The organism is Streptomyces ipomoeae 91-03, from assembly GCF_000317595.1.
GTDB lineage: Bacteria > Actinomycetota > Actinomycetes > Streptomycetales > Streptomycetaceae > Streptomyces > Streptomyces ipomoeae.
On record NZ_AEJC01000356.1, the window covers coordinates 15,303 to 41,715 of the forward strand.

The 26,413-nt window shown below is 70.0% G+C and carries 22 protein-coding genes and 2 tRNA genes; 4 read left to right on the plus strand and 20 right to left on the minus strand.

Features of this window, described 5'->3' with window-relative positions:
- Nucleotides 1-27: 27 nt before the first annotated feature.
- Both STRIP9103_RS22670 and lepA read right to left on the minus strand, forming a co-directional pair.
- The gene (locus STRIP9103_RS22670; RefSeq protein ID WP_009319764.1) at nucleotides 28-1,905 is read right to left on the minus strand and encodes an AMP-dependent synthetase/ligase; all 1,878 of its coding nucleotides are present in this window, start codon (nucleotides 1,903-1,905) and stop codon (nucleotides 28-30) included.
- 371 nt (nucleotides 1,906-2,276) lie between these two features.
- Nucleotides 2,277-4,145: a translation elongation factor 4 gene (lepA, locus tag STRIP9103_RS22675; RefSeq protein ID WP_009319762.1), complete on the minus strand. Its 1,869-nt coding sequence runs from the start codon at nucleotides 4,143-4,145 to the stop codon at nucleotides 2,277-2,279.
- A gap of 283 nt (nucleotides 4,146-4,428) precedes the next feature.
- On the opposite strand from lepA, the gene rpsT reads away from it, so the two are divergent.
- Nucleotides 4,429-4,695 (plus strand): 30S ribosomal protein S20, encoded by a 267-nt coding sequence (gene rpsT / locus STRIP9103_RS22680; protein WP_009319771.1) that lies wholly within the window; start codon nucleotides 4,429-4,431, stop codon nucleotides 4,693-4,695.
- A 498-nt stretch (nucleotides 4,696-5,193) separates the two neighbouring features.
- Here the strand turns inward: rpsT and holA are convergent, their stop codons facing one another.
- The 7 genes from holA to leuS all read right to left on the minus strand — a co-directional run bounded on the left by holA (nucleotide 5,194) and on the right by leuS (nucleotide 15,809).
- Complete coding sequence (gene holA, locus STRIP9103_RS22685) at nucleotides 5,194-6,180, minus strand: DNA polymerase III subunit delta (protein ID WP_181810309.1); 987 nt, start codon at nucleotides 6,178-6,180, stop codon at nucleotides 5,194-5,196.
- 180 nt (nucleotides 6,181-6,360) lie between these two features.
- Nucleotides 6,361-6,606 carry a hypothetical protein gene (locus STRIP9103_RS22690; protein ID WP_009319765.1) on the minus strand — a complete coding sequence of 82 codons (246 nt, stop codon included), beginning with the start codon at nucleotides 6,604-6,606 and terminating at the stop codon, nucleotides 6,361-6,363.
- A 98-nt stretch (nucleotides 6,607-6,704) separates the two neighbouring features.
- On the minus strand, nucleotides 6,705-9,299 hold the full coding sequence (locus STRIP9103_RS22695) for a ComEC/Rec2 family competence protein (protein WP_048820793.1): 2,595 nt from the start codon (nucleotides 9,297-9,299) through the stop codon (nucleotides 6,705-6,707).
- 176 nt (nucleotides 9,300-9,475) lie between these two features.
- On the minus strand, nucleotides 9,476-10,342 hold the full coding sequence (locus STRIP9103_RS45555; RefSeq protein ID WP_009319775.1) for a ComEA family DNA-binding protein: 867 nt from the start codon (nucleotides 10,340-10,342) through the stop codon (nucleotides 9,476-9,478).
- A gap of 605 nt (nucleotides 10,343-10,947) precedes the next feature.
- The gene (locus tag STRIP9103_RS22705) at nucleotides 10,948-11,793 is read right to left on the minus strand and encodes a DegV family protein (RefSeq protein WP_009319760.1); all 846 of its coding nucleotides are present in this window, start codon (nucleotides 11,791-11,793) and stop codon (nucleotides 10,948-10,950) included.
- A gap of 191 nt (nucleotides 11,794-11,984) precedes the next feature.
- Nucleotides 11,985-12,707, minus strand: coding sequence for a hypothetical protein (locus STRIP9103_RS22710; RefSeq protein WP_009319738.1), 723 nt, complete (start codon nucleotides 12,705-12,707; stop codon nucleotides 11,985-11,987).
- Between the two features lie 231 nt (nucleotides 12,708-12,938).
- Complete coding sequence (leuS, locus tag STRIP9103_RS22715; protein ID WP_009319742.1) at nucleotides 12,939-15,809, minus strand: leucine--tRNA ligase; 2,871 nt, start codon at nucleotides 15,807-15,809, stop codon at nucleotides 12,939-12,941.
- Nucleotides 15,810-16,323: 514 nt separating this feature from the next.
- Between leuS and STRIP9103_RS22720 the strand changes: the two genes are divergently transcribed.
- The gene (locus tag STRIP9103_RS22720; RefSeq protein ID WP_048820795.1) at nucleotides 16,324-17,619 is read left to right on the plus strand and encodes a ferric reductase-like transmembrane domain-containing protein; all 1,296 of its coding nucleotides are present in this window, start codon (nucleotides 16,324-16,326) and stop codon (nucleotides 17,617-17,619) included.
- A complete protein-coding gene (locus STRIP9103_RS22725) occupies nucleotides 17,616-19,232 on the plus strand; it encodes an NADH-quinone oxidoreductase subunit NuoF family protein (protein ID WP_009319745.1) in 1,617 nt (538 codons plus the stop codon). Before STRIP9103_RS22720 ends, STRIP9103_RS22725 begins: the two co-directional genes overlap by 4 nt.
- Before the next feature lie 116 nt (nucleotides 19,233-19,348).
- Here the strand turns inward: STRIP9103_RS22725 and STRIP9103_RS22730 are convergent.
- From STRIP9103_RS22730 to STRIP9103_RS50760, 11 genes are all read right to left on the minus strand, one after another.
- A tRNA-Ala gene (locus STRIP9103_RS22730) sits at nucleotides 19,349-19,421 on the minus strand.
- A gap of 155 nt (nucleotides 19,422-19,576) precedes the next feature.
- Nucleotides 19,577-19,810 carry a hypothetical protein gene (locus STRIP9103_RS22735; RefSeq protein ID WP_005479297.1) on the minus strand — a complete coding sequence of 78 codons (234 nt, stop codon included), beginning with the start codon at nucleotides 19,808-19,810 and terminating at the stop codon, nucleotides 19,577-19,579.
- 3 nt (nucleotides 19,811-19,813) lie between these two features.
- Entirely contained in the window at nucleotides 19,814-19,984 is a 171-nt protein-coding gene (locus STRIP9103_RS50755) for a hypothetical protein (RefSeq protein WP_009319737.1), read from the minus strand.
- Between the two features lie 225 nt (nucleotides 19,985-20,209).
- Nucleotides 20,210-20,282, minus strand: a tRNA-Ala gene (locus STRIP9103_RS22740).
- A gap of 182 nt (nucleotides 20,283-20,464) precedes the next feature.
- Nucleotides 20,465-21,133, minus strand: coding sequence for a histidine phosphatase family protein (locus STRIP9103_RS22745; protein WP_009319757.1), 669 nt, complete (start codon nucleotides 21,131-21,133; stop codon nucleotides 20,465-20,467).
- Nucleotides 21,130-21,576, minus strand: a complete 447-nt coding sequence (gene rsfS / locus STRIP9103_RS22750; RefSeq protein ID WP_009319770.1) for a ribosome silencing factor — start codon at nucleotides 21,574-21,576, stop codon at nucleotides 21,130-21,132. Before rsfS ends, STRIP9103_RS22745 begins: the two co-directional genes overlap by 4 nt.
- A gap of 319 nt (nucleotides 21,577-21,895) precedes the next feature.
- Entirely contained in the window at nucleotides 21,896-22,024 is a 129-nt protein-coding gene (locus STRIP9103_RS52830) for a hypothetical protein (protein WP_267950634.1), read from the minus strand.
- 52 nt (nucleotides 22,025-22,076) lie between these two features.
- On the minus strand, nucleotides 22,077-23,879 hold the full coding sequence (locus STRIP9103_RS22755) for an LCP family protein (RefSeq protein WP_009319741.1): 1,803 nt from the start codon (nucleotides 23,877-23,879) through the stop codon (nucleotides 22,077-22,079).
- A gap of 16 nt (nucleotides 23,880-23,895) precedes the next feature.
- On the minus strand, nucleotides 23,896-24,525 hold the full coding sequence (gene nadD / locus STRIP9103_RS22760; RefSeq protein WP_048820787.1) for a nicotinate-nucleotide adenylyltransferase: 630 nt from the start codon (nucleotides 24,523-24,525) through the stop codon (nucleotides 23,896-23,898).
- 67 nt (nucleotides 24,526-24,592) lie between these two features.
- Nucleotides 24,593-24,760, minus strand: a complete 168-nt coding sequence (locus STRIP9103_RS48460) for a hypothetical protein (RefSeq protein WP_009319748.1) — start codon at nucleotides 24,758-24,760, stop codon at nucleotides 24,593-24,595.
- 178 nt (nucleotides 24,761-24,938) lie between these two features.
- Nucleotides 24,939-25,109: a hypothetical protein gene (locus STRIP9103_RS50760; RefSeq protein ID WP_009319758.1), complete on the minus strand. Its 171-nt coding sequence runs from the start codon at nucleotides 25,107-25,109 to the stop codon at nucleotides 24,939-24,941.
- Nucleotides 25,110-25,208: 99 nt separating this feature from the next.
- Between STRIP9103_RS50760 and STRIP9103_RS22775 the strand changes: the two genes are divergently transcribed.
- Nucleotides 25,209-26,330, plus strand: a complete 1,122-nt coding sequence (locus STRIP9103_RS22775; RefSeq protein ID WP_009319749.1) for a M48 family metallopeptidase — start codon at nucleotides 25,209-25,211, stop codon at nucleotides 26,328-26,330.
- Nucleotides 26,331-26,413: the final 83 nt, after the last annotated feature.

A 26,413-nucleotide genomic window follows, 5' to 3' on the forward strand; every position in this document is an offset into this window, starting at 1 on the left:
TCCGCCGCGATGGGGGTCCCTCCCGCGCTACTTCTCCCGAGCCCCCGCGTACATCTCCTCGATGAGGCCCCGGTATTCCCGCTCCACCACCGGCCGCTTCAACTTCAGGCTGGGCGTCAGCTCCCCGTGCTCGACGTCCAAGTCCCGCGGCAGCAACCGGAACTTCTTCACGGTCTGCCACCGCTGAAGCCCCTCGTTCAACTTCCTGACGTACCCGTCGATGAGCTCCACGGTCGCCGCGGCAGCGACAACCTCCTCGTACGACTTCCCCTCCAGGCCGTTCTCCGCGGCCCACCCCAGGATGGACGCCTCGTCGAGGGCGATGAGCGCGGTGCAGAAGTTACGGTCGGCCCCGATCACCATCACGTTGGACGTGAACGGGCACAGCGCCTTGAACTGCCCCTCGATCTCGGTCGGCGCGATGTACTTGCCGCCGGAGGTCTTGAACAGGTCCTTCTTGCGGTCGGTGATCCGCAGATAGCCGTCGGGCGACAGCTCCCCGATGTCCCCGGTGTGGAACCACCCGTCGGCCTCCAGCACCTCGGCGGTCTTCTCGGGCAGCCCGTGGTATCCCTCCATGATCCCGGGGCCCCGCAGCAGGATCTCGCCGTCGTCAGCGATCCGCACCTCACAGCCGGGCAGCGGCTTGCCGACCGTACCGGTGCGGTATGCCTCGCCGGGGTTCACGAAGGAGGCCGCCGAGGTCTCGGTCAGGCCGTAGCCCTCCAGGATGTGGATGCCGGCGCCGGAGAAGAAGAACCCGATGTCGGGGGCCAGCGCGACCGAGCCGGAGACACAGGCCCGCAGCCGGCCGCCGAAGGCCTCCCGCAGCTTCGCGTAGACCAGCCGGTCGGCTGCCTTGTGCCGGGCACCGAGCGCGAAGGGCACCGTGGGCGTGCCGGTGCGGCGGAAGTTGTCCTGGCTGACCTTGGCGTACTCACGGGCGACCTCGGCCGCCCACTGGAAGATCTTGTACTTGGCGGCCCCGCCCTCGCGGGCCTTCGCGGCGACGCCGTTGTAGACCTTCTCGAAGATGCGCGGCACGGCCGCCATGTACGTCGGCCGCACGACCGGCAGATTCTCGATGATCTTGTCCACGCGCCCGTCGACGGCGGTGACGTGCCCGACCTCGATATGACCACTGGTGAGCACCTTGCCGAACACATGCGCGAGCGGCAGCCACAGGTACTGCACGTCGTCGGCGCTGAGCAGCCCGGTCGCGGCGATCGCCTTCGCCATGTACGACCAGTTGTCGTGCGGGAGGCGCACGCCCTTGGGGCGGCCGGTGGTGCCGGAGGTGTAGATGAGGGTGGCGAGCTGGTCCTTGGTGATCGCGCCGACCTTCTCCTTGATCAGGTCGGGCTTCTTCTCCAGATACGCGGCGCCGCGCTCCTCCAGCTCGGCGAGGGAGAGGACCCACTCCTCCGAGAGGTCGGCGCCCTCGGTGTCGATGACGACGACATGCGTCAGCTCGGGCAGCTCGGCCTTCTTCTCGCGCGCCTTGGCGAGCTGGGCCGCGTCCTCGGCGAACAGCACCCGGCTCCCGGAGTCGGCCAGGATGTACGCGGACTCGTCGGCGTTGGTCTGCGGATAGACGGTGGTGGTGGCCGCGCCCGCGCACATGATGCCGAGGTCGGCGAGGATCCACTCGATCCGGGTGGCCGCGGAGAGAGCGACCCGCTGCTCGGGCTGGACACCCAGTTCGACGAGCCCGGCCGCGATGGCGTACACCCGCTCCGCCGTCTGCGCCCAGCTGAGCGACTTCCAGTCGGAGGGGCCCTCGCCGGAGGCGGCGGGTACCGGATAGCGGTAGGCCTCGGCGTCGGGCGTGGCGGCCACGCGCTCCAGGAAGAGGGCCGCCACGGACGGCGGACGGTTCTCGATCAGGGTCTGTGTGTCGCTCACGACATCCTCCGGGGCCCGCGACGACGCGGCTGGCTCATGGACGGTGCGGCTGGCTCAAAACGTCTGGACTTGTACGGCTGGCTCAAAAACCTGTTGTTTAACTCACGAGTAACCCTTGAGTGGTGATCAGGGTAGAGCGCGCCCGCCCGGTACGTAAGGGGCGGCGAGCCGTCACTTTCCACCAAGGGTGGACCAAGAACGACGGCGGGGACACACGAGATACGCTCGGCGAACACGCGCCGAGGCCTCCACCGAAGACGAACGGGCCCGCCGCGCCGAAGCACGACGGACCCGACTTCGGCCCGAGTTCCCGGGGCTGGTGACGCCTCCCCGAAAGATCTGAAAGATCTACGGCATCGCCCCGCCGATGGCTATTTCTTGCCCTTGCCGCCTCCGGCGCTGTCGTCACTCGACAGGACGGCGATGAAGGCCTCCTGCGGAACCTCCACAGAGCCCACCATCTTCATCCGCTTCTTGCCCTCCTTCTGCTTCTCCAGCAGCTTCCGCTTACGGGAGATGTCACCGCCGTAGCACTTGGCGAGGACGTCCTTGCGGATGGCGCGGATGGTCTCGCGGGCGATGACGCGCGACCCGATGGCGGCCTGGATGGGCACCTCGAAGGCCTGTCGCGGGATCAGCTCACGCAGCTTGGCGACGAGCCGCACACCGTACGCGTACGCCGCGTCCTTGTGCGTGATCGCCGAGAAGGCGTCCACCTTGTCGCCGTGCAGCAGGATGTCGACCTTGACCAGGCTGGACGTCTGCTCGCCGGTGGGCTCGTAGTCGAGCGAGGCGTAGCCGCGGGTCTTGGACTTCAGCTGGTCGAAGAAGTCGAAGACGATCTCGGCGAGCGGCAGCGTGTACCGGATCTCGACCCGGTCCTCCGACAGATAGTCCATGCCCAGCAGCACACCGCGCCGGGTCTGGCACAGCTCCATGATCGACCCGATGAACTCGGAGGGAGCCAGGATGGTGGCGCGTACGACGGGCTCGTACACCTCTCCGATCTTGCCCTCGGGGAACTCGCTCGGGTTGGTGACGGTGTGCTCGCTGCCGTCCTCCATGACGACGCGGTAGACCACGTTCGGCGCGGTGGCGATGAGATCGAGCCCGAATTCACGCTCGAGCCGCTCGCGGATGACGTCGAGGTGCAGCAGCCCGAGGAAACCGACGCGGAAGCCGAACCCGAGCGCGGCGGAGGTCTCCGGCTCGTAGACGAGCGCGGCGTCGTTGAGCTGAAGCTTGTCGAGGGCGTCGCGCAGCTCGGGGTAGTCGGAGCCGTCCAGCGGATACAGACCCGAGAAGACCATGGGCTTGGGGTCCTTGTAGCCGCCCAGCGCCTCGGTGGCGCCCTTGGCCTGGCTGGTGATGGTGTCACCGACCTTGGACTGCCGGACGTCCTTCACCCCGGTGATGAGGTAGCCCACCTCACCGACACCGAGGCCGTCCGCGCCCAGCATCTCGGGCGAGTTGGTCCCGATCTCCAGCAGCTCGTGCGTGGCACCGGTGGACATCATCCGGATCCGCTCACGCTTGTTGAGCTGCCCGTCGATGACCCGGACGTATGTGACGACACCCCGGTAGGAGTCGTACACCGAGTCGAAGATCATCGCGCGGGCGGGCGCGTCCTTGACCCCGACCGGCGCCGGAACCTCGGCGACGACCTTGTCGAGCAGCGCGTCCACACCGATGCCGGTCTTGGCGGACACCCGGAGCACGTCGTCCGGGTCGCACCCCACGAGATTGGCGAGCTCCTCCGCGAACTTCTCGGGCTGCGCGGCCGGCAGGTCGATCTTGTTGAGTACGGGGATGATCGCGAGGTCGTTCTCCATCGCCAGATACAGGTTGGCGAGAGTCTGCGCCTCGATGCCCTGGGCGGCGTCCACAAGGAGGATGGTCCCCTCGCAGGCGGCCAGCGACCGCGACACCTCGTACGTGAAGTCGACGTGCCCGGGGGTGTCGATCATGTTGAGGATGTGCGTGTTGCCCGGATCGCCGGTCGGCGCCCAGGGCAGACGCACCGCCTGGGACTTGATCGTGATACCGCGCTCACGCTCGATGTCCATGCGGTCGAGGTACTGAGCACGCATCTGCCGCTGCTCGACCACACCGGTCAGCTGAAGCATCCGGTCGGCGAGCGTGGACTTGCCGTGGTCGATGTGCGCGATGATGCAGAAATTGCGGATCAGAGCCGGGTCGGTACGGCTCGGCTCGGGCACATGGCTAGGGATCGCGGGCACGCAGGGTCCTGATTCTTGAGGCGTCCGCAGCCGTCTGCGGTCTCGGGTCGGATCTAGCGGGTCTGTACGAAGGGGTCCAACGGGTCTATACGTAGGCTCCATGGTCCCACGGCTACGGGGCTGCGACCGGTTTGGGCTGGCCTGTGGACGGCTGGTAGCCTGGGTGGCTGTGTCTCATGCCCTCTCTGCAGGAGGCACAGCCCAAAGAAAACCAACGGTGCCCGAGGCACGCATGCCCCGCATGTCGTCGTTCTCGTGCACCTGTAGCTGAAAAGGCTCCTTCGTGGCGAACATCAAGTCCCAGATCAAGCGGAACAAGACGAACGAGAAGGCGCGCCTTCGCAACAAGGCCGTCAAGTCGTCGCTCAAGACCGCGATCCGCAAGGCCCGTGAGGCCGCTGCCGCGGGTGACGCCGAGAAGGCCGTCGAGTACCAGCGCGCTGCCGCGCGTCAGCTCGACAAGGCCGTCTCGAAGGGCGTCATCCACAAGAACCAGGCCGCCAACAAGAAGTCGGCGCTTGCTTCCAAGGTCGCGTCCCTCCAGGGCTGAGCCCCTTTGATCTGACCGCCGGCTGGACCAAGAGCGGGCCCTCTCTCATCCGCTCCCACCCGGCCCCCCGGCCCTGTACGCGGCCTGCGTTCGCCACGCGGGTACAGGTCCAGAGCATGAACCGAAGCCCCGTCTTCCGCCCTTCCCCAGGGCGGAAGACGGGGCTTCGGACGTTGGGAGGACTCCGGCGCTGGGAAGGGCTTGCGGCCTTGGGAGCGGCGTGCGGCGTGGGAGCGGCGTGCGGCGTCGGGAGGGAGTCGCGGCGCGGGAGGGCAGGCCTGAAGGGCCGTCCTCCCAGGGGCGCGGGGAACTGCGCGAGCAACCACGACGAACCCGCGGATACGCACCAACGGCCACCCTCTCATCTCCCAGCGGGGGTCTGGGGGGGCTGCCCCCAGGAACATGGCCGGGAGCGAAGGGGCACCGCCCCTATTGACGGGGGCGAAGGGGCGGCAGCCCCTGGGGATGGGAACGGGTAAGGGCGGCGGGGGCGAAAACTCACCGCCGACCAGACCGCGCAGCCCGAGCAACCGTCACCACAGCCTTCTCCAGCGCATACGCAGGATCATCCCCCCCACCCTTCACCCCCGCATCGGCCTCAGCCACAGCCCGCAGAGCAACAGCAACCCCCTCCGCCGTCCACCCCCGCATCTGCTGCCGAACCCGATCGATCTTCCACGGCGGCATCCCCAACTCCCGCGCAAGATCCCCCGGCCGCCCACCCCGCGCAGACGACAACTTCCCGATCGCCCGCACCCCCTGAGCCAACGCACTGGTGATCAACACCGGCGCCACCCCCGTCGCCAGCGACCACCGCAACGCCTCCAACGCCTCCGCCGCCCGCCCCTCGACAGCCCGATCGGCCACCTCGAAACTCGACGCCTCGGCCCGCCCGGTGTAGTACCGCCCGACCACAGCCTCGTCGATCGTCCCCTCGACATCCGCGACCAACTGCGACGCCGCCGACGCCAGCTCCCGCAGATCACTCCCGATCGCATCGACAAGCGCCTGACACGCCTCAGGTGTGGCCGACCGCCCCAGCCCCCGGAACTCCCCCCGCACGAACGCCAACCGCTCCGCCGGCTTCGTCATCCTGGGGCACGCCACCTCCCGTGCCCCCGCCTTACGGGCCGCGTCCAACAGCCCCTTCCCCTTGGCACCGCCCGCGTGCAGCAGCACCAGGGTGATCTCCTCGGCGGGAGACCCGAGATACGCCTTCACATCCTTGATCGTGTCGGCCGACAGATCCTGCGCATTGCGTACGACGACGACCTTCCGCTCCGCGAAGAGCGACGGACTCGTCAACTCGGCCAGCGTCCCCGGCTGCAACTGGTCCGGCGACAGATCCCGTACATCCGTGTCGGCATCGGCGGCCTTCGCGGCGGCCACCACCTCCCGCACCGCACGGTCGAGCAGCAGCTCCTCCTGCCCCACGGCAAGCGTGACGGGGGCAAGCAGGTCATCATTCGCGGTCTTCTTGGCCATCCCGCAAAGCATCCCACGGGCCACTGACAACCCACCCCACCAGGCAGCCGCGCCCTGAAGGGGACGCGGGGCCGTAACGATCCACGCCTCCACCGCGTGGCCGCGGCCGACCACGACGCATCCGCAGCCGACGAACCCCTCTCAGCCACCCGGCGGCACCTTCAGCGGACCGTCAACGCGTCACGGCTCTTCCCTCCACCCGTCCCACTCCCCCGCGAACTCGTCCAACGCCGCCGGATCAAGCCGCTCGTCCTCGTCCCGCAGCACCAGCAGCCACTGCGCGTCCTCGGCGTCGTCCTCCCCGGCCAACGCCTCCCGCACCAACTGCGGCTCCTCGGTCACCCCGAACCGCTCCCCAAGCGCCTCCGCCACCTCCTCCGCGGCATCACGATCGGGCAACACCAACACATGCCTCACATCACTCACGCCCCCATTTTCCGCGACCCTGAACCCAGCCCATCCCGGCGGGTGCTCGGCCCCCGATGCAGCGAAGGCAGGCATCGAGCTCTGCGGTATCCATGCCGTCAGTCTCTCGCCACCAGCAGTTCCTCGGCCGTACCGGCGACGGCGATCGCCCCGTCCTCGTCCGTACGCAGCACCGTGGCACCCCCGGCCCGCAGCGCCGCGACCGTACTCGGCGCCGGATGCCCGTACGGGTTGTCCGCGCCCACCGAGATGAGCGCCAGCCGTGGGGCCATGGCCCGTATGAGGCCCGGATCCTGATACGCCGACCCATGGTGGGCGACTTTCACCACGTCCACGGTGCCCAGCCGCGCGGCGGCCGGGGATCTGGCCAGCTCCCGCTGGGCGGGCGGTTCGAGGTCGCCGAGGAGCAGCAGGGTCAGCCCGGCCGAGCGGACCAGCATGGTCACACTGGCGTCGTTCGGCCCGTCCGGTGCGGTCGCGTCGCCCGGCGGCCACAGCACCCGCCACACGAGACCACCCGTACGCCGCTCCTCCCCGGCCACGGCCCGTGTCACGGGGATCCGCCGGGCCGCCGCCTCCCTGTACACGAACTCGGCCTGGTCGGCGGGCTCCTCGAACCCCGTCGTCTCGATCGCCCCCACCGAACGCCCCCGCAACACCCCCGGCAACCCCGCCACATGGTCAGCGTGGAAGTGGGTGAGCACGACGAGCGGTACCTCGGTGATGCCCAGGGCCGTCAGACAACGGTCGACCAGCACCGGATCGGGCCCGGCGTCCACGACCACTCCGGCGCCGTCACCCGCCGCGAGCACGGTCGCGTCTCCCTGCCCGACATCGCACATCGCGAACCGCCAGCCGGGCGGCGGCCACCCCGTGATCACCCTGGTCAATGGCGGCGGCTGCACGACGACCAGCACAAACACCACCAGACAGGCCCCGACCGCCCACGGATGGCTCACCAGCCGCCGCCCGACGAACACCACGACCACCGTGACGAGGACCAGCAGCAGCGCCCCCGTCCAACTGCCCGGCCATTCCACCCCCGCGCCGGGCAGGGACGCCCCCGTGCGCGCGATGTCCGCGATCCAGTCGGCCGGCCAGCTCGCGCACCAGGCGATGACCTCGGCCACCGGCATCGCCACCGGCGCCGCCGCCATGGTCGCGAACCCCAGCACCGTGGCGGGCGCCACCGCGAACTCCGCCAGCAGATTGCACGGCACCGCCACCAGGCTCACCTTGGCCGACAGCACGGCGACTACCGGCGCGCACACCGCCTGCGCCGCTCCCGCCGCCGCCAACGCCTCGGCAGGGCGCGGCGGCACTCCGCGCCGCTGCAGCGCCGCACTCCAGCGCGGGGCGAGCACGAGCAGGGCCCCGGTCGCGAGGACCGACAGCAGGAAGCCGTAACTCCGGGCCAGCCACGGGTCGTACAACACCAGCAACAGCACCGCCGTCGCCAGCGCCGGAATCAGCGATCTGCGTCGCCCCGTCGCGATGGCCAGCAGCGCGATCGACCCACAGGCCGCGGCCCGCACCACACTCGGCTCCGGCCTGCACACGATCACGAACCCGAGCGTCAGCGCACCACCGACCAGCGCGGTCCCCCGCAACGAGATCCCGAGCCGCGGCGCGAGCCCCCGCCGCTCCGCCCGCTGAGCCAACCCGGGCGGCCCGATGAACAGGGCCAACAGAATCGTGAAGTTGGCCCCACTGACCGCGAGGAGGTGCGTGAGATCCGTCGCCTTGAACGCCTCGTCCAACTCCGCCGGAACCCGCGAGGTGTCCCCGACGACGAACCCCGGCAACAGCGCCCGCGCATCCCCGTCCAACCCATCGGTCGCCTCCCGCAGCCCCGCACGCAACCGTCCCGCGAACCGCTGGGCCCCACTCGCCTCCGCCACCACCTCGGGCGCCCCACCCCCACGCACCCGCAACACCGCCGCGACCCGATCACCCCCGACCATGGCCGGCACCGCCTGCGCCGCCACCCGAATCCGAGTCGACGGCAGAAGCCCCAGCCAAGCCGAACGGCCACCCGGTCCTGAGCGCGACGGCACGTCCGCCTCCCCGCCCACGCCGACGTCGGTGCCCGTGTCGGACTCCGTGCCCACACCTGTGCCCGTGCCCATGCCCCCGCCCCTGGCCATATCCCCGTCCCTGTCCGTGCCCCCGTCCCTGCCCGTGTCGACGATGACCAGCACCGGCGTCCGTGTGTCCACGACCGTCCCGTCCGGGCCCTTCACTCGCCGCACGTCGGCCTGGAGGAGCACGGCGGTCGGGGCCGCGTGACTGCCCTTGATCCGGGGGCGGGTCAGCCGTGGATCGGAGGTGAGCTCGACCTCAGCCGTCACCTGCGCGTACTGCTCGGCCAGGGCGGGCACAGGCCCCCGGCGCAGATCCGCCCCGTGCAGCCCGGCCGAGGCGGCAGCCGCCGCGGCGCACAGCGTCACTGCGGCCACGGACGCCTTCGTCCAGGCTGCCCCGCGCCACACCCGCCCTCGCCGAGTGACAAGCAGCGCCACGCCCACGACCACGCAGGCCACGACCACACCCATGACCCACCCGGCCGAGGCATGCACCAGCAACGCCGCTGTCGCCCAGGCCGCCAGCGCCGGTGGCACCAGACGCAGGTCCGTCGGGCCCTCCCGCCTCGGATTCGCGGCCCCGAGCCGGGAGGTGGAATCCGCCTGCAAGCCTGACGGTTGAGGAGAAGCGCCGCGCGGCGCCGCACGCTCTCCGCCCGCCCTGGCCGGCTCTCCGTCCACCGCGCTCAGTTCGCCGCCCACCCGAAGCCGTTCGCCGCGCCCGCCGGCCTGTTCGCCTCCAACGCCGGTCATCGGCCGTCCACGCTCCCCCACTTCCGGCGTCCTCATGGCCGTACGAGGTTCCGTAGGTCGGCGAAACGGCGGTCGCCGATGCCGTTCACCTCGCGCAGTTCGTCGACCGAGCGGAAGCCGCCGTGTTGGGTCCGGTAGTCGATGATGTGCTGGGCCAGGACAGGGCCGACGCCGGGCAGGGTGTCCAGTTGGTCCGCGGTGGCCGTGTTGAGGGAGACGGGGGTCGGGGGAGCCGCTCCCGCCACCGCTCCCCCGGCCCCGGCCCCGGCCACACCAGCGCCACCCCCGCCTGGCCCGGTACCCGGTACGGCGCCCGCCCCGGGCGGAACCCCGACCAGGACCTGCTCGCCGTCGACGAGGAGGCGAGCGCGGTTGAGCCCGTCCGTGTTCGCGCCCGGTCGCACACCGCCCGCCGCCCGCAGCGCGTCGGCGACCCTGGAGCCGGCCGGCAGCCGCTGGATACCCGGGCTGCGTACCTTGCCGCTGACGTCCACCACGATCGAGGGACCGGCCGTGGGAGCGACCGCCCCGGCCGAGACACCCGCCCCCACGCCATGACCACCATCCAGCTCGTCGAACGAAGCCGCCGGGCCCGCCGCGGCCGACGGCTCCACTGCTCGCACGACCTCGGGCGCGCTCACCGGCTGGGTCCGGCCCGTCCAGAAGTGCTGAGCCGCGAACACCGCCGCCACCACCAGCACCACGCTCAGCGCGACAACGCTCTTCCGCTCCATGCCGCACCGCACCTGCAACCACAACGGCAGCCGCTCCCGAACAGCCGCCCCGACCCGCTCCCGCCAGGCCCCTCTCGCCCCGACACCGACGACATCACCACCGCTGGTCTCGTCGCCGCTCGCGCGGCTGCCGACGGCATCGCCGCTGCCGGCACGATGGCCCACAGGGTCACGGCCACTGCTGCTACCGGGGTCACTGCTCCGGGACCGGCTGCCGGCAACACCCCCGCGCGGAGGGTCATGCTCGGCATGCCGCCCAGACTCATCAGCAGCACGGTCCCGGTGGAGAGCACCGGAGCCCCCGGCCTCTTCCGCCCAGGCAACCCCGACTCCCGCCGCTGTCCTGCCCCGCGACGACGCGCTCGGTGGCCCGTGCCCCAACTCCCGTGATTCTCTCGCCCTTTCGGGGAAGAGTGCCTCCGCTCGCAACCGGAGCGTCTCCGCCGAGACCTGGCGGCGTCCGGCCCGGCCCCTGCGATGTCGAGGGCGGTGCCGGGCGCGGCCGTCGGAAGACGGGCCCCGGCCCGGACCACTGGTGACCGTCGCTGTGCGTGAACGTGATCGAAGTGCCATGCGACGAGGATCGGGCAAGCCCGCACATCCGCGATGATCTTGCTCAATTCCCGTGGATTACCGCCCAGTTGTGGATAACTCCGCCACCCACACGAGTGAACGCGCCAGCGGCAGCCACAAACGAGAAGAATCCCTGGGCAGCGGCCGGGCCCGGGATTCTCACGCCGCCGCGAGAATCCCGGCGAAGCGAAAACGCCTCACCGAGGTGAGACAACCACCGCCAACAACCCAGGCCCGGTGTGGGCGCCGATGACCGCCCCGATCTCGCTCACATGCAGCTCGGCCAGCCCGGGCACCCGTTCCCGCAACCGTTCCGTGAGCGCCGAGGCCCGCTCGGGCGCGGCGAGATGATGGACGGCGATATCGACCGGCGCGCCACCGGCCCGCTCGGCGACGATCTCCTCCAGACGGGCGATCGCCCTGGAGGCCGTGCGCACCTTCTCCAGCATCTCGATACGGCCGCCGTCCAACTGCAGCAGCGGCTTCACCGCGAGCGCGGAACCGAACAGCGCCTGAGCCGCCCCGATCCGACCGCCCCGGCGCAGATACTCCAGGGTGTCGACGTAGAAGTACGCGGAGGTACCGGAGGCCCGTTTCTCGGCGGCCGTGACGGCCTCGTCCACCGTGCCGCCCGCCTCCGCGGACTCGGCGGCGGCCAGGGCACAGAACCCGAGGGCCATCGCGACCATCCCGGTGTCCACCACGCGCACCGGCACCGGCGCCTCGCGCGCCGCGAGCACGGCCGCGTCGTACGTTCCCGAGAGTTCGGCGGACAGGTGCAGCGAGACGATGCCGGTGGCGCCCGACTCGGCCACCTTGCGGTAGGTCTCGGCGAACAGTTCGGGGCTGGGGCGGGAGGTGGTGACGGACCGTCGCTTCTGCAGTGCCTGGGCCAGGGAGCGGGCCGAGATCTCGGTGCCCTCTTCGAGTGCCTCGTCGCCGAGGACCACGGTCAACGGCACCGCGATGATGCCGTGACGCTCCATCGCCGGCGGCGGCAGGTAGGCCGTTGAATCGGTGACGATCGCGACATGGCGGGACATGAACGGGAGGTTACCCGCCAAGCCCCACCCACGGCAGCCCGGCCCCTCCCACCTGCGACCGAACAGTCCCACCGGACCGAACGGACCGGACACAACTGCGCACGCTCACCTGCGCCATCGAGTCCCGCCCGGCGCATCCGTCAAGGACGCGCCCACCGCGCGTCAAGCCGGGCCCGGCAGGCCACACGGCATCAAGTCGTGCTCTCCGGCCGGGGCTTCTTCTGCCACGGGTATGTGGGCCGGGCCGCCGGCGGGGTGATCGCGGGCTTGGGTGGTTCGTGGGCGGTGTCGGGTGCGGGGTTTTCCTGCCAGGTCTGGCCGGTGGAGGTCGTCGGCTCGGGCTTGGGTGCCTCGGGCCAGACCGGCGCGGGCTCCGTCGTCCAGTGCCGCAGTGCGCCCGCCTCGACGTCTATCTGGGCGCTGAGCGTGTCCAGCTCGTCCTCCGCGAAGCGGCGGGCCCGGTCGTGTGCCGCCCAGCGCAGGGAGTCGGCCGACTTGATGATCCGCTCCGTGCGCTCGCGCAGCGCCGGCAGCCGCTGGGCCAGCTTGGCGCGGTCCGGCTCGGGCTCCAGGCGCCGCAGCTCGTCGTCGAGCTCCCGGCCGTGCTTGCTCAGCCGCTCGAAGAGCGCCAGGGACTCCTTCAGGGATTCGTCCTCTCCCACGCCCGCCTGCAACGCCTCCTGGGTGGCCCGCATGGAGGTGCGCAACTTCAGCCGCAGGTCGGCCAGTTGTCCTACGGGGCCGGGCTGGGCGAGGCTTCTGGCACGCAGGGTGGTGTCCTCGACCGTGCGCTTGGCCTGTGTGATCGTACGGTCCACGCCGCGCTTGGCCGCGCCGATCGCCTTCACCGTGGCGTACGCGCCGAGCGCCACGAACAGGACGAAGAGCAGGGCGACGACTGCGATGACTTCCACGGTGCGCTCCTCCTTCGACCGGCACGGCACGTACTGCTGCGCTCTTCAACGGTAAACGCTACGGGCAGGTCCGGAGTTCCATCGGAACCCCGAACCTGCCCGTAGGGGATCACCCCAAGCCTTGCCCTGCCGCTGCCGTCGCCGAGAAGCGTTGAGCGGAAGGCACCCCCAACGCCCCAGCGGCACGACTGCCCGCAGTCAAACCACGACCCCGATGAACCCCGCCCCGAGCTAACCCGTGACGATGTTCACCAGCTTCGGCGCCCTGACGATCACCTTCCGAATCGGCGCTCCCGCCAGCGCGGCGACCACCTTCTCATCGCCCAGCGCCACCTTCTCCAGCTCCTCCTCGGAGATGGCCGGCGACACCTCCAGACGGGCCTTGACCTTGCCCTTGATCTGGACGACGCAGGTGACGGCCTCGTCGACCACGTACTCCGGGTCGGCGACGGGGAAGTCCTGGTGGACGACCGAGTCCGTGTGTCCCAGCTTGCGCCACAGCTCTTCCGCGATGTGCGGGGCGAGCGGCGCGACCAGCAGGACCAGGGCCTCGGCGACGGAGCGGGACACCGGACCGCCCACCTTGGTCAGGTGGTTGTTCAGCTCGGTGACCTTGGCGATCGCGGTGTTGAACCGCAGCCCCTCCAGGTCCTGCCGTACCCCGTCGATGGCCTTGTGCAGCGCCCGCAGGGTGTCCTCGTCGGGGGCCGTGTCGACCACGGTCACCTCACCGGTGGCCTCGTCGACGACGTTGCGCCACAGCCGCTGCAGCAGCCGGAACTGGCCCACCACCGCGCGCGTGTCCCAGGGCCGGGAGACGTCCAGGGGGCCCATGGCCATCTCGTACAGCCGCAGGGTGTCGGCGCCGTACTCGGCGCAGATGGACTCCGGGGTGACCGCGTTCTTCAGGGACTTGCCCATCTTGCCCAGCAGTCGGGAGACCTTCTCGCCCTGGTAGTAGTACGCGCCGTCGCGCTCCTCCACCTCGGCGGCCGGCACCGCGAAGCCACGGCTGTCGCGGTAGACGAAGGCCTGGATCATGCCCTGGTTGAACAGCTTGTGGAACGGCTCGGCCGAGGAGACGTGGCCCAGGTCGTACAGGACCTTGGACCAGAAGCGGGCGTACAGCAGGTGCAGCACGGCGTGCTCGGCGCCGCCGACGTACAGGTCGACACCGCCGTGCGGCTGCCCCTCGCGCGGGCCCATCCAGTACTGCTCGATCTCGGGGTCGACCAGCTGCTCGCCGTTGTGCGGGTCCAGGTAGCGCAGCTCGTACCAGCAGGAACCGGCCCAGTTGGGCATGGTGTTGGTCTCGCGCCGGTACTGCTTCGGGCCGTCGCCCAGGTCCAGCGTGACGTTGACCCAGTCCTCGTTGCGCGACAGCGGCGTCTCGGGCTGGGTGTCGGCGTCGTCCGGGTCGAAGGTGCGCGGCGAGTAGTCCTCGACCTCGGGCAGCTCCAGCGGCAGCATCGACTCGGGCAGCGAGTGGGCGACGCCGTCCTCGTCGTAGACGATCGGGAAGGGCTCGCCCCAGTAGCGCTGGCGGCTGAACAGCCAGTCACGCAGCCGGAAGTTGACGGTGCCCTCGCCGATGCCCTTGCGCTCCAGCCACTCGGTGATGCGAGCCTTGGCCTCGGCGACGGGCAGGCCGTCCAGGGAGATCTCGTCGTTGGCGGAGTTGACGATCTTCGCGTCGTACGACCCGAAGGCGTCCTCCCACGTCGAGGTGTCCGTGCCCCGGCCGTCGGTCGGCTCGACGATGCAGGTGATCGGCAGCTCGAAGGCGCGCGCGAACTCGAAGTCGCGCTGGTCACCGGCCGGGACCGCCATGATCGCGCCGGTGCCGTAGCCCATCAGGACGTAGTCGGCGATGAAGACGGGGATCTTGTCGCCGTTGACCGGGTTGGTGGCGTACGAGCCGATGAAGACGCCGGTCTTGTCCTTGGCCTCGGCCTGCCGCTCGACGTCCGACTTGGAGGCGGCCTGCGCGCGGTACGCGGAGACGGCCTCGGCCGGGGTCGCGTGGCCGCCGGTCCACACGTCATGGGTGCCCTCGGGCCATTCCTGGGGCGTGAACTTGTCGACCAGCGGGTGCTCGGGGGCCAGCACCATGTAGCTCGCGCCGAACAGGGTGTCGGGGCGGGTGGTGAAGACGGTGATGTGCTCGCCATCCACGGGGAAGTGGACCCGGGCGCCCTCGGAGCGGCCGATCCAGTTGCGCTGCTGCAGCTTGATGGCCTCGGGCCAGTCCAGCTCCTCCAGGTCCTCCAGCAGCCGGTCGGCGTACGCGGTGATCCGCATGTTCCACTGGCGCAGCTTGGTCTTGAAGACCGGGAAGTTGCCGCGCTCGGAGCGGCCGTCGGCGGTGACCTCCTCGTTGGCCAGGACGGTGCCCAGGCCGGGGCACCAGTTGACCGGCGCGTCGGAGGCGTACGCCAGGCGGTACTCGCCCAGGACGTCGGCGCGCTCGGCGGCGCTCAGCTCGTTCCAGGAGCGCCCGCCGGGCACCGCGCGCTCACCGGACTCGAACTGGGCGACCAGCTCGGCGATGGGGCGGGCCTTGTCGGCGGCGTCGTCGTACCAGGAGTTGAAGATCTGCAGGAAGATCCACTGGGTCCACTTGTAGTAGTCCGGGTCGATCGTGGCGAAGGACCGGCGCTTGTCGTGACCCAGTCCCAGCTGGCGCAGCTGGGACTTCATGTTGGCGATGGCGGCCTCGGTGGTGACCCGGGGGTGCTCGCCGGTCTGCACGGCGTGCTGCTCGGCGGGCAGGCCGAAGGCGTCGAAGCCCAGGGTGTGCAGGACGTTGTGGCCGGTCATCCGCTGATAGCGGGCGAAGACATCGGTGGCGATGTACCCCAGGGGGTGGCCGACGTGCAGGCCCGCGCCGGACGGGTACGGGAACATGTCCATGATGAACTTCTTGGGCCTGGCGGCCAGCTCGGGGTCGCCGGCCAGGTCACCCTTGGGGTTGGACGCCGCGTAGGTGCCGTCGGCGTCCCAGAAGTCCTGCCAGCGTGCCTCGATCTCGGCGGCCATGGCTGCCGTGTAGCGGTGCGGCGCGGCCACCTCGGCGGTGGCAGCGGGGTTCGTCTCGCTCATGATCCTCAAAGCTCCATCGATCGTCTCTGCCAGCGGGTTGTCGTCCGGAAACGAAAAATCCCCTCGCACAGGAGGGGACGCCGCGCCGATTCCGACCTCGCCGTTCATCGGCGGTCGGGACTGATCAGCGCGGCTCGCTAAGCAGAAGGCGTACGGCACGCATGAGGTCAGGGTACCGCAGGCCCTGCGACGGTCGCGACGCGGTTCCGGCCCGCGCCGGACGCCCCGGCCATGGCCCGCACTGGACACCGAGGCGCGGTGTGTCAGCCACGGGAACCGGCCAAAAAAGTTGAACTTTATTCAAAGATTACTTCGCGTAACGACCCCTAAAGGACATCACAGCTGTGAGATTCCCCCTCGGTAACAACGCAATAACTCAAATCTCGTACCGCTCGGTTTGCCACCACTTACAGTTCGACGACGGGACCGCTTTCCCGAACTGTTCGGAGTTGCCCCCATGAACCCTCGTCGCAGTAACAGCTCGTTGCCCCAACCGGGCCGCTCGGCCTACGGGATGGCGACGACTGCCGCTCTGCTGCTGATACCCGTAAGTGTGCTGGTCGGAGGTGACGCGTACCGGGAATTCCTCGACTTCGGCGCGGGCGTGCTCTCGCTCGTCTCGCTGACCTGCTCGGTGCTCTGGGGGCTCGTCGCCCAGGACCGGACCCTTCTCAGCGTGCGCCAGCGGATCATCGGCCAGGCCGTCCACCGGACGACCGCGATCGCCTCGGTCGCGTTCCTCTTCCTGCACGTCACGGTCAAGTTGGCCCTGAACCACGTCTCCGCGATCGCCCTGTTCCCCTTCGCCCTGGGCGTGACGGGCTCGGGCGCGCTCATCGGCTTCGGCGCGACCGCCGGATCGCTGATGGTCTTCGTCGCCATCACCGGCGCGCTGCGCAGCAACTTCGCCTCCCCCGCACCGGTCGCGGCGCGCTGGCGGGCGATGCACATGATGGCCTACCCGGCCTGGTGTTTCGCGCTGGTCCACGGACTCTACGCGGGTCGCGAGGCCAAGCCGATCTTCGTGATCCTCTACTCGTTGGGCCTGGTCGCCGTGGCCGCCGCCCTGTTGCTGCGCGCCGCGCCCCGCTCGGTCAAGCGCCAGGTGGTCGAACGCGTCACCGGGATCCTGGGCACCGACGGCCAGCGACCCCCGGAGGTCGAGGAGCTGATGAAGTCCCGCTCGGCCCTGTCCCAGGAGCCCGGCGGCGGTCGGCGCGAAGGCGGACAGCGCGACCAGATGCGCGACACCGGCCAGTTCCCGCTCCCCGGCTTCGGCGGCGGACAGGGCCCGCGCCCCGATCTGGGCGACCCGCTGGTGCCCTCGCCCCGCACGGCGTCCACCGCGGCCGACTCGAGCCCCGGCTTCGCCGCCGCGTACCGCGCCGTGTCGATGACGCCGCGCCAACCGGAGCCCACGGCGCCCTATCTGACGCAGCAGCAGCCGCCGTTGGACATGCAGCCCACGCAGGCCATGCCCCGGCTGGACGACAGCTCGACCACGGGGAGCACCCGTTGGCCCGCGCCGTCCCCGCCTCCGGTCGGCGAGGCGCCCCCGTCGGCGTACGACCCGATGCAGGACACCTTCGCGGGCCAGTCGTTCGCGAGCGGTCAGACCTACCCGGGCCAGGCGTACCAGACCGGTCAGGAAACTTCTTTCGGAACGGCTGAGACGAACGCCCCCTACGGCACGTACAACCCGAACGACACGTACAACAGCGGTCCCGCCACTGAAACGCTGCCCGGTTACGACTACGACCAGCCGGGCTCAGGCGAACCCTGGAACGCGCCTTCCGGAGGCTTTAAGTGAACGAGGCCCTTCCCGACGTCCCCGAAGTCCGTGTGGTGGGGCTCCCCCAGCTCACCTCGGGCTTCGACCTCGTCGAGAGACTCGACCTCCCCATGCACCTGAAGGTGCACGGTCCGCTCGAACCGATGGGCGGCGAGCAACTCGCCCAGCTGGCCGAGCGGATCAATCTGAAGGGGCGAGGCGGCGCGGGCTTCCCCTTCCACAAAAAGCTGCGCTCGGTCGCCGAGTCGGCGATCAAGCGCGGCATCCGGCCCGTCGTGGTCGTCAACGGCAGTGAGGACGAACCCGCCTGCCGCAAGGACACGGTGCTGATCAACCGTGCCCCGCATCTCATCCTGGACGGCGCCCTGCTCGTCGCCGAGGCCCTGGGCGCCCGGCAGTTGGTCGTCGGGGTGACACGTGAATCCACCCAGCGGTCCATGGAGGCCGCCCTCGCCGAACGCGGGCTGAGCAACCGGCGGGGCGCGGCCATCCGCGCGAGCGTCCAGCGCAACCCGGTGCGCATGGTCACCGGCGCCGCCGCGTCGCTGATCCGTTCCATCGACGGCGGTCCGGCCATCCCGCCGGGCCGCAAGACCAGCGCGTCCAGGAGCGGTGTCGGTGGCGCGCCGACGCTGCTGTCCAACGCCGAGACGTTCGCCCAGCTGGCCATCGGCGCCCGCATCGGTGCCGAGCGGTACGGCAACACCGGCCTGTACGACGAGCCGGGCACCGTCATGCTCACCGTCTCCGGCGCGGTGGCCCGCCCCATGGTGATCGAGGCGCCGACGGGTGTGCCGCTGCGCTACATCCTGCAGCTCGCCGGGGCGCCGCCGGTCCCGCAGGGTGTGCTGACCGGCGGTTACCACGGCAAGTGGATCGACGCGGCGACGGTCAACGAGGCGGTCGTCTCCCGCAATTCGCTGGACGCGGTGGGCGGTGCGCTCGGCGCCGGCGCGATCCTGCCGATCAGCCAGGAGACCTGCCCGCTCGGCGAGTCGCTCCAGGTCGCCAAATGGCTCGCCGAGGAGAGCGCGGGACAGTGCGGTCCCTGCTATCTCGGTCTGCCGGCCGCCGCACGCGGCATGGAGGACATCCTCAACGGCGGTGGCCCGGCCGCCCTGGAGGCGCTCAAGCAGGTCGCCAAGAACGTGAAGCGGCGCGGCGCGTGCTCGCACCCGGACGGCTCCGCGATGTTCCTGGAGTCGACCATCAAGGCGTTCACGGACGACCTCGCCGCGCATGTCCTCGGCAACGGCTGCGGACGGCCCGTGGAAGGCGTTCTGCCGCTGTTCGAGGGCGGCAGGGCACCGACGGGCATCCCGGGCGGCGCGGGCCAGGAGGAGAGCGGCGCCAGCCGGCAGAAGATCTTCGTCGACTGGACGCTGTGCCGGGGGCACGGCCTGTGCGCCGACATCCTCCCGGAGGTCTTCCAGCTGGGCGCCGACGGTTTCCCCACCGTCGCCCAGGCGAAGGTCCCGCAGTATGCCGAGGCCAAGGCGCTCCGCGCGGTACGCCGCTGCCCCGCGCTGGCCCTGCGCATCGAGGAGGACACCCGCTCGCAGGCCCCGTCCCGCAACCTCCCGGTCCTCTCCCAGGGCCGCGGCCGGCGGGCCCTGGGCAGCGGCCGCTGAGCCTCCGGCAAGCCGTACGACGACGAAGTGCGGGTCACCTCACCGAGGCGGCCCGCACTTCGTCTGTCACCATCAACAACGCGAAGACCCCGTCCGATTGGACGGGGTCTTGTCTGTGGAGCTAAGGAGAATTGAACTCCTGACCTCCTGCATGCCATGCAGGCGCTCTACCAACTGAGCTATAGCCCCTTACGCCGCGCGGCGGAGCCGCATATTTGACGCTGTCTGCCGGGTTCCCCCGGCGGCGACGCCAACATTACCGGTCCCCGAGGCTCACCACCAAATCGTTTCCGTTCTGTACGGGTTGGCCCCGAATTCACGGCCCGCACCGACGGTGTCGGCGCTCAGGCCGTCACGAACGAGTAGAACCGCTTGAGCGTGCAGTGCTCTTCGAGGAGGCGGCCGTAGATCGGCTCACCCTCCAGTTCGCGGTACGTCTCGATGGGGTCGCCTTTTATGATCAGCGCCCGTGCGCATTCCTCGCACCAGTACTGGTAGTCGGCGTTGACGGGCTCCATGTCGCGGACGATCGGCGTACCGCTGCCGCACCAGTCGCACTTCCTCCTGTGTGCACCCATCACTCAGCTCCAGCTGTGGCCGCAGGCCGTGCACACGTAGGAGATACCTCCGTTGTCACCGAGGACTTGGGCAACGTGGAGCGAGCCGCAGGAAGGGCACAGGAGGGTGGTCTTGCTCCGCGTCTCCACCGGCTCGGAAAGCTCGTGGATCTCCCCGCGGATGCTCGCAGGCATCGCTTCTCCCTCCCGTCGGGCCGCGCCCCCTTCCGGCCGTTTGATTCTGCCACGGCCGGACCAATACGGTCAGCGACGCCTTCGTACCAGTCCGGACACGCGGCACGGAAGAAGGTCGTCCGCAGAGGTATACGCCTCCTGAGCCACAAGTACTCAAGCGGCGACGAAGGTCACATACGAAAAATCCCGCTCCCTGGTGGGAACGGGATCTTCTGTACCGATCTGTGGAGCTAAGGAGAATTGAACTCCTGACCTCCTGCATGCCATGCAGGCGCTCTACCAACTGAGCTATAGCCCCTTGCCGCATCACACGGTGCAGTTGTGTGATGTTTCGCCCCGCTCGGCGGGGCGAACAAGAAGAACTTTAGCCTGCGACCAGCCGGAAAGTGAAATCCGGGTCCCCGGCCGGGCAACCGGGGCCTCTTACGGGGCTCAGCCGTCCGGGGGCTCAGTCGTCCAGGGGCTCAGTCGTCCGGGAGCTCAGTCGTCGTCGCCGAGCACCGGCTCCGGCAGGGTGCCGGCGTTGTGTTCGAGGAGGCGCCAGCCGCGGGCTCCCTCGCCGAGGACGGACCAGCAGCAGTTGGAGAGGCCGCCGAAGCTCTCCCAGTGGTGCGGCTCCAGACCGAGGAGGCGCCCGATGGTGGTGCGGATGGTGCCGCCGTGGCTGACGACGACGAGTGTGCCGTCCTCCGGGAGCTTGTCGGCGTGCCGGAGGACCACGGGTGCGGCGCGCTCGGCGACCTCGGTCTCCAGTTCGCCGCCGCCGCGGCGGACGGGCTCGCCGCGCTTCCACGCGGCGTACTCCTCGCCGTGCCGCTCGATGATCTGGTCGTGCGTGAGGCCCTGCCAGACGCCCGCGTAGGTCTCGCGCAGGCCCTCGTCGTGGGTGACCTCCAGGCCGGTGAGCGCGGCCAGCTCCGCGGCCGTCTTCGCGGCGCGCCGGAGGTCGGAGGCGACGATGGCGTCCGGCTTGAGGGAGGCGAGCAGGCGGGCGGCACGGCGGGCCTGGCCGAGGCCGGTCTCGGTGAGCTCGACGTCCGTGGTGCCCTGGAAGCGGCGCTCCACGTTCCACGCGGTCTGGCCGTGGCGCCACAGGATGAGGCGGCGCCCTCGGCCCTTGCGGTCCGCCGCGTCGATGCCCGCCGTCACCGCAGCTCCCCGCCCAGCTCCGCGGCCTCCTCTGCGGCCTGCAGCCGGGCGTGCTCCGCGGCCTTGCCCCGGGTGGCCTTGGCGTCCTCGGGCAGCTCCAGCTCGGGGCAGTCCTTCCAGAGCCGCTCCAGGGCGTAGAAGACCCGCTCCTCGCTGTGCTGGACGTGCACGACGATGTCGACGTAGTCGAGGAGCACCCAGCGGGCCTCGCGGTCGCCCTCTCGGCGCACCGGCTTGGCGTCGAGCTCCTTGTTCAGCCGCTCCTCGATCTCGTCGACGATCGACTTGACCTGGCGGTCGTTGGGCGCGGAGGCCAGCAGGAAGGCGTCCGTGATGGACAGCACATCGCTGACGTCGTACGCGATGATGTCGTGCGCCAGCTTGTCGGCGGCCGCCTGGGCGGCGGTGTTGATGAGTTCGAGGGAGCGATCGGTGGCGGTCACTACAAGGCTTTCCGTCGGCGGTCAGGAACCCTCACGGGCTACCTCCAGGGTCTCACGCCCCACCGACACCGCCCCACGAGTTATGCACGAGCCCCCGTGGTCGCGCCGACGGAACGGCTCCGGGACCCGCCGCCACTCGGGGCGACCGACCGGCCATCATGCCGACCGGACCGACCGACCGGCACGGCCAACCGGATTGACACGACCGGAATGACCAGCCGGACGCGACACGACCGGCATGACCGGATCCGCTGGATCGGCCGGACCCACCGGATCAGCCAGCCCGTGCCTCCACTCCTGCCCACAGCGCCATCCGTGCCTACAGCACCACCGCGCCTACCGCGCCACTGGTGCTCGCCGTACCGCTCGTGCTCGCCGCACCACCCGTGCTCGCCATGTCGTTCCTGCCCTCCGCGTCGATGGCCCCGTGTTTCCCGGTCGACCCCACCGCGCCGATCAACCCGCGGCAACGGTCGTGCCGGCCGTTCCCGCCGTGCCGGTCAGCCCGTCGTTCCAGTCGTTCCGGTGGTCCCGGTGGTCCCGGTGGTTCCGCTCGTGCTGGTCGTCCCCGTCGTCGCCGGTGCCTCGTAGTTCTGGCCGAGGGTGACCGAGACGTCGGCGTTGGACGCGATTTTGCCCTTCTTGACGGCTCCGGTGGGCAGGCCGAGGGTCTTGGCGACCTCGATGGCGTCCTGTTTGCGGGCCGCGTCGGAGTAGGTGACCTGGGAGGTCGCCTGGGCGGTGTCGGTCGTGCCGGCGTCGAAGAAGGTGTAGCCGCCGTTGAGCAGGGTCACACGGGCCTGCTCGGTGGCGTCCTTGTCGCCGGTGGCGTTGCGCAGGCCGACGCGGACGGCGTCCCCGGCGTCGGGGCTCTTCGCGGTGCCGCCGAGCAGGTCCTTGACCACGCTGTCGGAGGCGTCGGCGTCGAGGGTGCCGTTCTGCCCGACCGGCAGCAGCTCGGTCCTGTAGTCGCCGCCCTTGGCGTGGTCGGCGAGCTTGGCGAGGAAGGCGCCGAGGTCCTTGTCACTGAGCGAGGGATCGAGGATCTGGGCCAGGGACTGCACGGTGACCGTGGCGGCCTCGGTGTCGGAGGACAGCTTGCGCAGCACGCCCTGCATGACCTGCCCGAACCGCTTCAGCTGGGCGTCCTGGGACTCGCCGGAGGCCCGGTAGGTGGCGTAGGCGACGGCCATCTTGCCGCTGAGGGTCTGTCCCTCGCCCTTGTGGACGAGAGGGGCCTCGCCCTTCTTCTTGGCCTCGGGGTCGGGTACGTCGGCGTTGGTGTCGATGTCGATGTTGCCGACGAGTTCGACGAGGTTGTTCAAATAGGGGGTGTCCAGGCGCCAGGTGCCCTCGATGTTCGTGCCGAGCACGGTGTCGAGCTCCTCGCGGGTGCCGGAGGAGCCGTCGTCCTCGACGGACTTGGCGAGGGTGGTCGTGGTGCCGTCGTCGCCGGTCAGGGCGAGGGAGTTCGGCAGCAGGACGGTGGCGCCCTGCTTGGTGGTGGTGTTGTCGACGAGCAGCGCCGTGGAAGTGCCGCCCTTCTTGGTGTCGTGCAGGTGGACGACGATCACGTCGCGTTTCTGGGCGCCGGCGGAGGTCGTGGTGCCGGTCTGCTCGGCGGAGGACGCCCCGGGCAGCATCCCCGCGAACCACATGTAGCCGACGCCGCCGACCGCGACGAGCGCGAGGACCACCACGAGGGCGATCAGACGGCTCTTGGCGCGGCGCTTGGCCTCCTCGCGCCGCTCGGTGCGGTTCTCGGTGAAGTTCAGCCAGTCGATGACGTCCTCGGAGTCACCGTCGGGCTGGTCGACGAACGCGAACTGCTCGGTGCGGTACTCCCGTTCACCGGAGTCCCGCTCCCCGGGGAAGTCACCGGCCCGGGGCTCGCCCTCCTCGGCGACGGGCTCCGCCGGTCCCGCCTGCTGGGGGATGTGGGCGGTCTGCTCGGTGATCCGGGTGTGGTGGCCGGTGCTCGCGGTCTGCCCGTAGGGGTCGTACGGGTCGTACGACGGCGTGGGGGCCTGCTGGTACGCGGAGGCGGGGCCCTGCTGACTCGTGTCGTAGCCCACGCCGTAACCCTGGGTGGGCTGCTGGACGTGGCCGGTCGCGTACGGGTCGTAGCCGTAGCCCCCCTGGCCGTACCCCTGGGGCTGCTGCGTCCCGTACGGGTCGTACGCCTGTTGCTGAGGCACCTGCTGGGCGGGCGCCTGTCGGTACACCGGCTGTCCGTACTCGTCGTAGCCGACGAGTACGTACTGCTGGTCGCCCCCGTGGCCAGCGTCGTATCGGTCGTTCACCGGTGCCCCTCTCGGCTCACTCGCCGCGGTACAGCTGCCGTTTGTCGATGTAGCGGACCACGCCGTCCGGCACCAGATACCAGACGGGATCGCCCTTCGCGACCCTCGCACGGCAGTCCGTGGACGAGATGGCGAGCGCCGGGACCTCCACCAGCGAGACTCCGCCCGCGGGCAGGCCGGGGTCGGCCAGGGTATGACCCGGACGGGTGACCCCGATGAAGTGCGCGAGCGAGAACAGCTCGTCGGCGTCGCGCCAGGTGAGGATCTGGGCGAGCGCGTCGGCGCCGGTGATGAAGAAGAGGTCCGTGCCGGGGTTGAGGTCGTGCAGCTCGCGCAGGGTGTCGATGGTGTAGGTGAGGCCCTTGCGGTCGATGTCGATGCGGCTGACGGAGAACTGGGGGTTCTCGGCCGTCGCGATGACCGTCATCAGATAGCGGTCCTCGGCCGCCGACACCTTGGTGTGCGATTTCTGCCACGGCTGGCCGGTCGGTACGAAGACCACTTCGTCGAGGTGGAATCGTGCGGCGACCTCCTGGGCCGCGACGAGGTGACCGTTGTGGATCGGATCGAACGTTCCACCCATGACGCCCAAGCGACGCCGGCCCTTGTCGGACGCCGGGCCGATGGGCATTTCCTGCTCTCCCATGCGTCGAGACACTACCGGCCCGGTCGCCACCACTTGTTCGAACGACCTTTTGCGCGGATTGGCGGGATCAGCGATCCCGGTTGAAGCGCGTCGTGATCCACAGCAGCAACAGCAGAGCGAAGAAGGCCCCACCGCCGGTCAGGTAGGGGCTGAGGCTCTCATGGTTGCCGCCGTGCTCCGCGCCGCCTTCGGCAGCGATGGTGACCAGGTCGGCGGCTGTGCGGGGGAAGCTCATCGTCGGCGTGACCTATCCGGGTGTGGGATCGGGATGAAGACTGGGCCCATCGTAAGCGGGGGGCTGATCGGCGATCACCCCGACTCCGCCCAGGGATGAACGCGGACACCGCCACGCGCGTACTTCCCGTACGAGACAACCGTTCGCGTGCGCCGTACGTCCTTCCCCTCGGCGGGCGTCAGTCGTCCCGCTTGTATCCACGCAGGAGGAACCAGGCCATCAGCACGGAGCCCAGGACCATCACGATCAGCACCACACGCAGCAGGTTGCCCGCTCCCTGTTCCTTCGCGGCGGCGTCCGCGGCCTCGGTGAGCCAGCCGGCTGCCGGGAGGTGGGGGAGATGCTCCATGAGATCGCTCCTTACGGTTGATGCCCTGCCACGGTAACTCCGCCTAGGCTGGATCCCTCTTCGGGGGCCACATGGGCAAACAGACGCATGGGGGAAGACATGTCCGACGACAACCGTGATCAGACCGGGCACGAGAACGTGCCCAGCAGGCAGCGCAGGCGCTTCGAGGGGATCTCCTCGCGGGCGTACGAACACCCCGCGGACCGCTCGGCGCTGGTGGCGCTGCGCAAGCTCAGCGGCTTCGACACGGTGTTCAAGGCACTCAGCGGTCTGCTGCCCGAGCGCAGCCTCAGGCTGCTGTTCCTGTCCGACTCCGTACGGGTCTCGGACCAGCAGTTCGCGCACCTCAACGACATGCTGCGGGACGCCTGCTACATCCTGGACCTGGAGAAGGTCCCACCGATGTATGTGAACCAGGACCCGCAGCCGAACGCGATGTGCATCGGTCTGGACGAGCCGATCATCGTGGTGACGACCGGGCTCGTCGAACTGCTCGACGAGGAGGAGATGCGGGCCGTCATCGGCCACGAGGTGGGTCACGCGCTCTCCGGTCACTCGGTGTACCGCACGATCCTGCTGTTCCTGACCAACCTGGCGATCAGGGTCGCCTGGATCCCGCTGGGCAACCTGGCGATCATGGCGATCGTCACGGCTCTGCGCGAGTGGTTCCGCAAGTCGGAGCTGTCCGCCGACCGCGCGGGCCTCCTGGTCGGCCAGGACGTCCAGGCCTCCATGCGTGGTCTGATGAAGATCGCCGGCGGCAACCATCTGCACGAGATGAACGTGGACGCGTTCCTCGCGCAGGCCGACGAGTACGAGGCCGGGGGCGACCTGCGCGACTCCGTTCTGAAGATCCTGAACGTGCTGCCCCGCTCGCATCCCTTCACCACCGTGCGCGCGGCCGAGCTGAAGAAGTGGGCCGAGTCCCGCGACTACCAGCGGATCATGGACGGCCACTACCCGCGGCGCAGCGAGGACAAGGACACCTCGGTGACCGACTCCTTCCGCGAGTCGGCGGCGCACTACACGAGCCATGTCAAGAACTCCAAGGACCCGCTGATGAAGCTGGTCACCGACATCGCGGGCGGCGCCGGCGACCTCGGCGGCCGGGTACGGCGCGGCTTCAGCGGCTTCGCCAACGGCGGCAGCGGTTCCGCTTCCGGCGGCTCGGGGTCCACCGCGACCGACACCGCCGAGGACAGGCGCCCGGACGACGAGTGAGACGCGGCCACCGCCGCTGACGGTCACCGGGGCACTGACAGCTACCGGGCACTGACAGCCACGGACACGAAGCGCCCGGCCCG

What these genes read in the sequence shown, in the direction of transcription:
- holA (WP_181810309.1), bottom strand. Translation starts at nt 6,180, where the DNA reads ATGGCCAAGAAGACCGCGAATGATGACCTGCTTGCCCCCGTCACGCTT.
- STRIP9103_RS22705 (WP_009319760.1), bottom strand. Translation starts at nt 11,793, where the DNA reads ATGTCCCGCCATGTCGCGATCGTCACCGATTCAACGGCCTACCTGCCG.
- leuS (WP_009319742.1), bottom strand. Translation starts at nt 15,809, where the DNA reads ATGAGCGAGACGAACCCCGCTGCCACCGCCGAGGTGGCCGCGCCGCAC.
- STRIP9103_RS22720 (WP_048820795.1), top strand. Translation starts at nt 16,324, where the DNA reads ATGGCGACGACTGCCGCTCTGCTGCTGATACCCGTAAGTGTGCTGGTC.
- STRIP9103_RS22735 (WP_005479297.1), bottom strand. Translation starts at nt 19,810, where the DNA reads ATGGGTGCACACAGGAGGAAGTGCGACTGGTGCGGCAGCGGTACGCCG.
- STRIP9103_RS50755 (WP_009319737.1), bottom strand. Translation starts at nt 19,984, where the DNA reads ATGCCTGCGAGCATCCGCGGGGAGATCCACGAGCTTTCCGAGCCGGTG.
- nadD (WP_048820787.1), bottom strand. Translation starts at nt 24,525, where the DNA reads ATGGGAGAGCAGGAAATGCCCATCGGCCCGGCGTCCGACAAGGGCCGG.
- STRIP9103_RS48460 (WP_009319748.1), bottom strand. Translation starts at nt 24,760, where the DNA reads ATGAGCTTCCCCCGCACAGCCGCCGACCTGGTCACCATCGCTGCCGAA.
- STRIP9103_RS50760 (WP_009319758.1), bottom strand. Translation starts at nt 25,109, where the DNA reads ATGGAGCATCTCCCCCACCTCCCGGCAGCCGGCTGGCTCACCGAGGCC.
- STRIP9103_RS22775 (WP_009319749.1), top strand. Translation starts at nt 25,209, where the DNA reads ATGTCCGACGACAACCGTGATCAGACCGGGCACGAGAACGTGCCCAGC.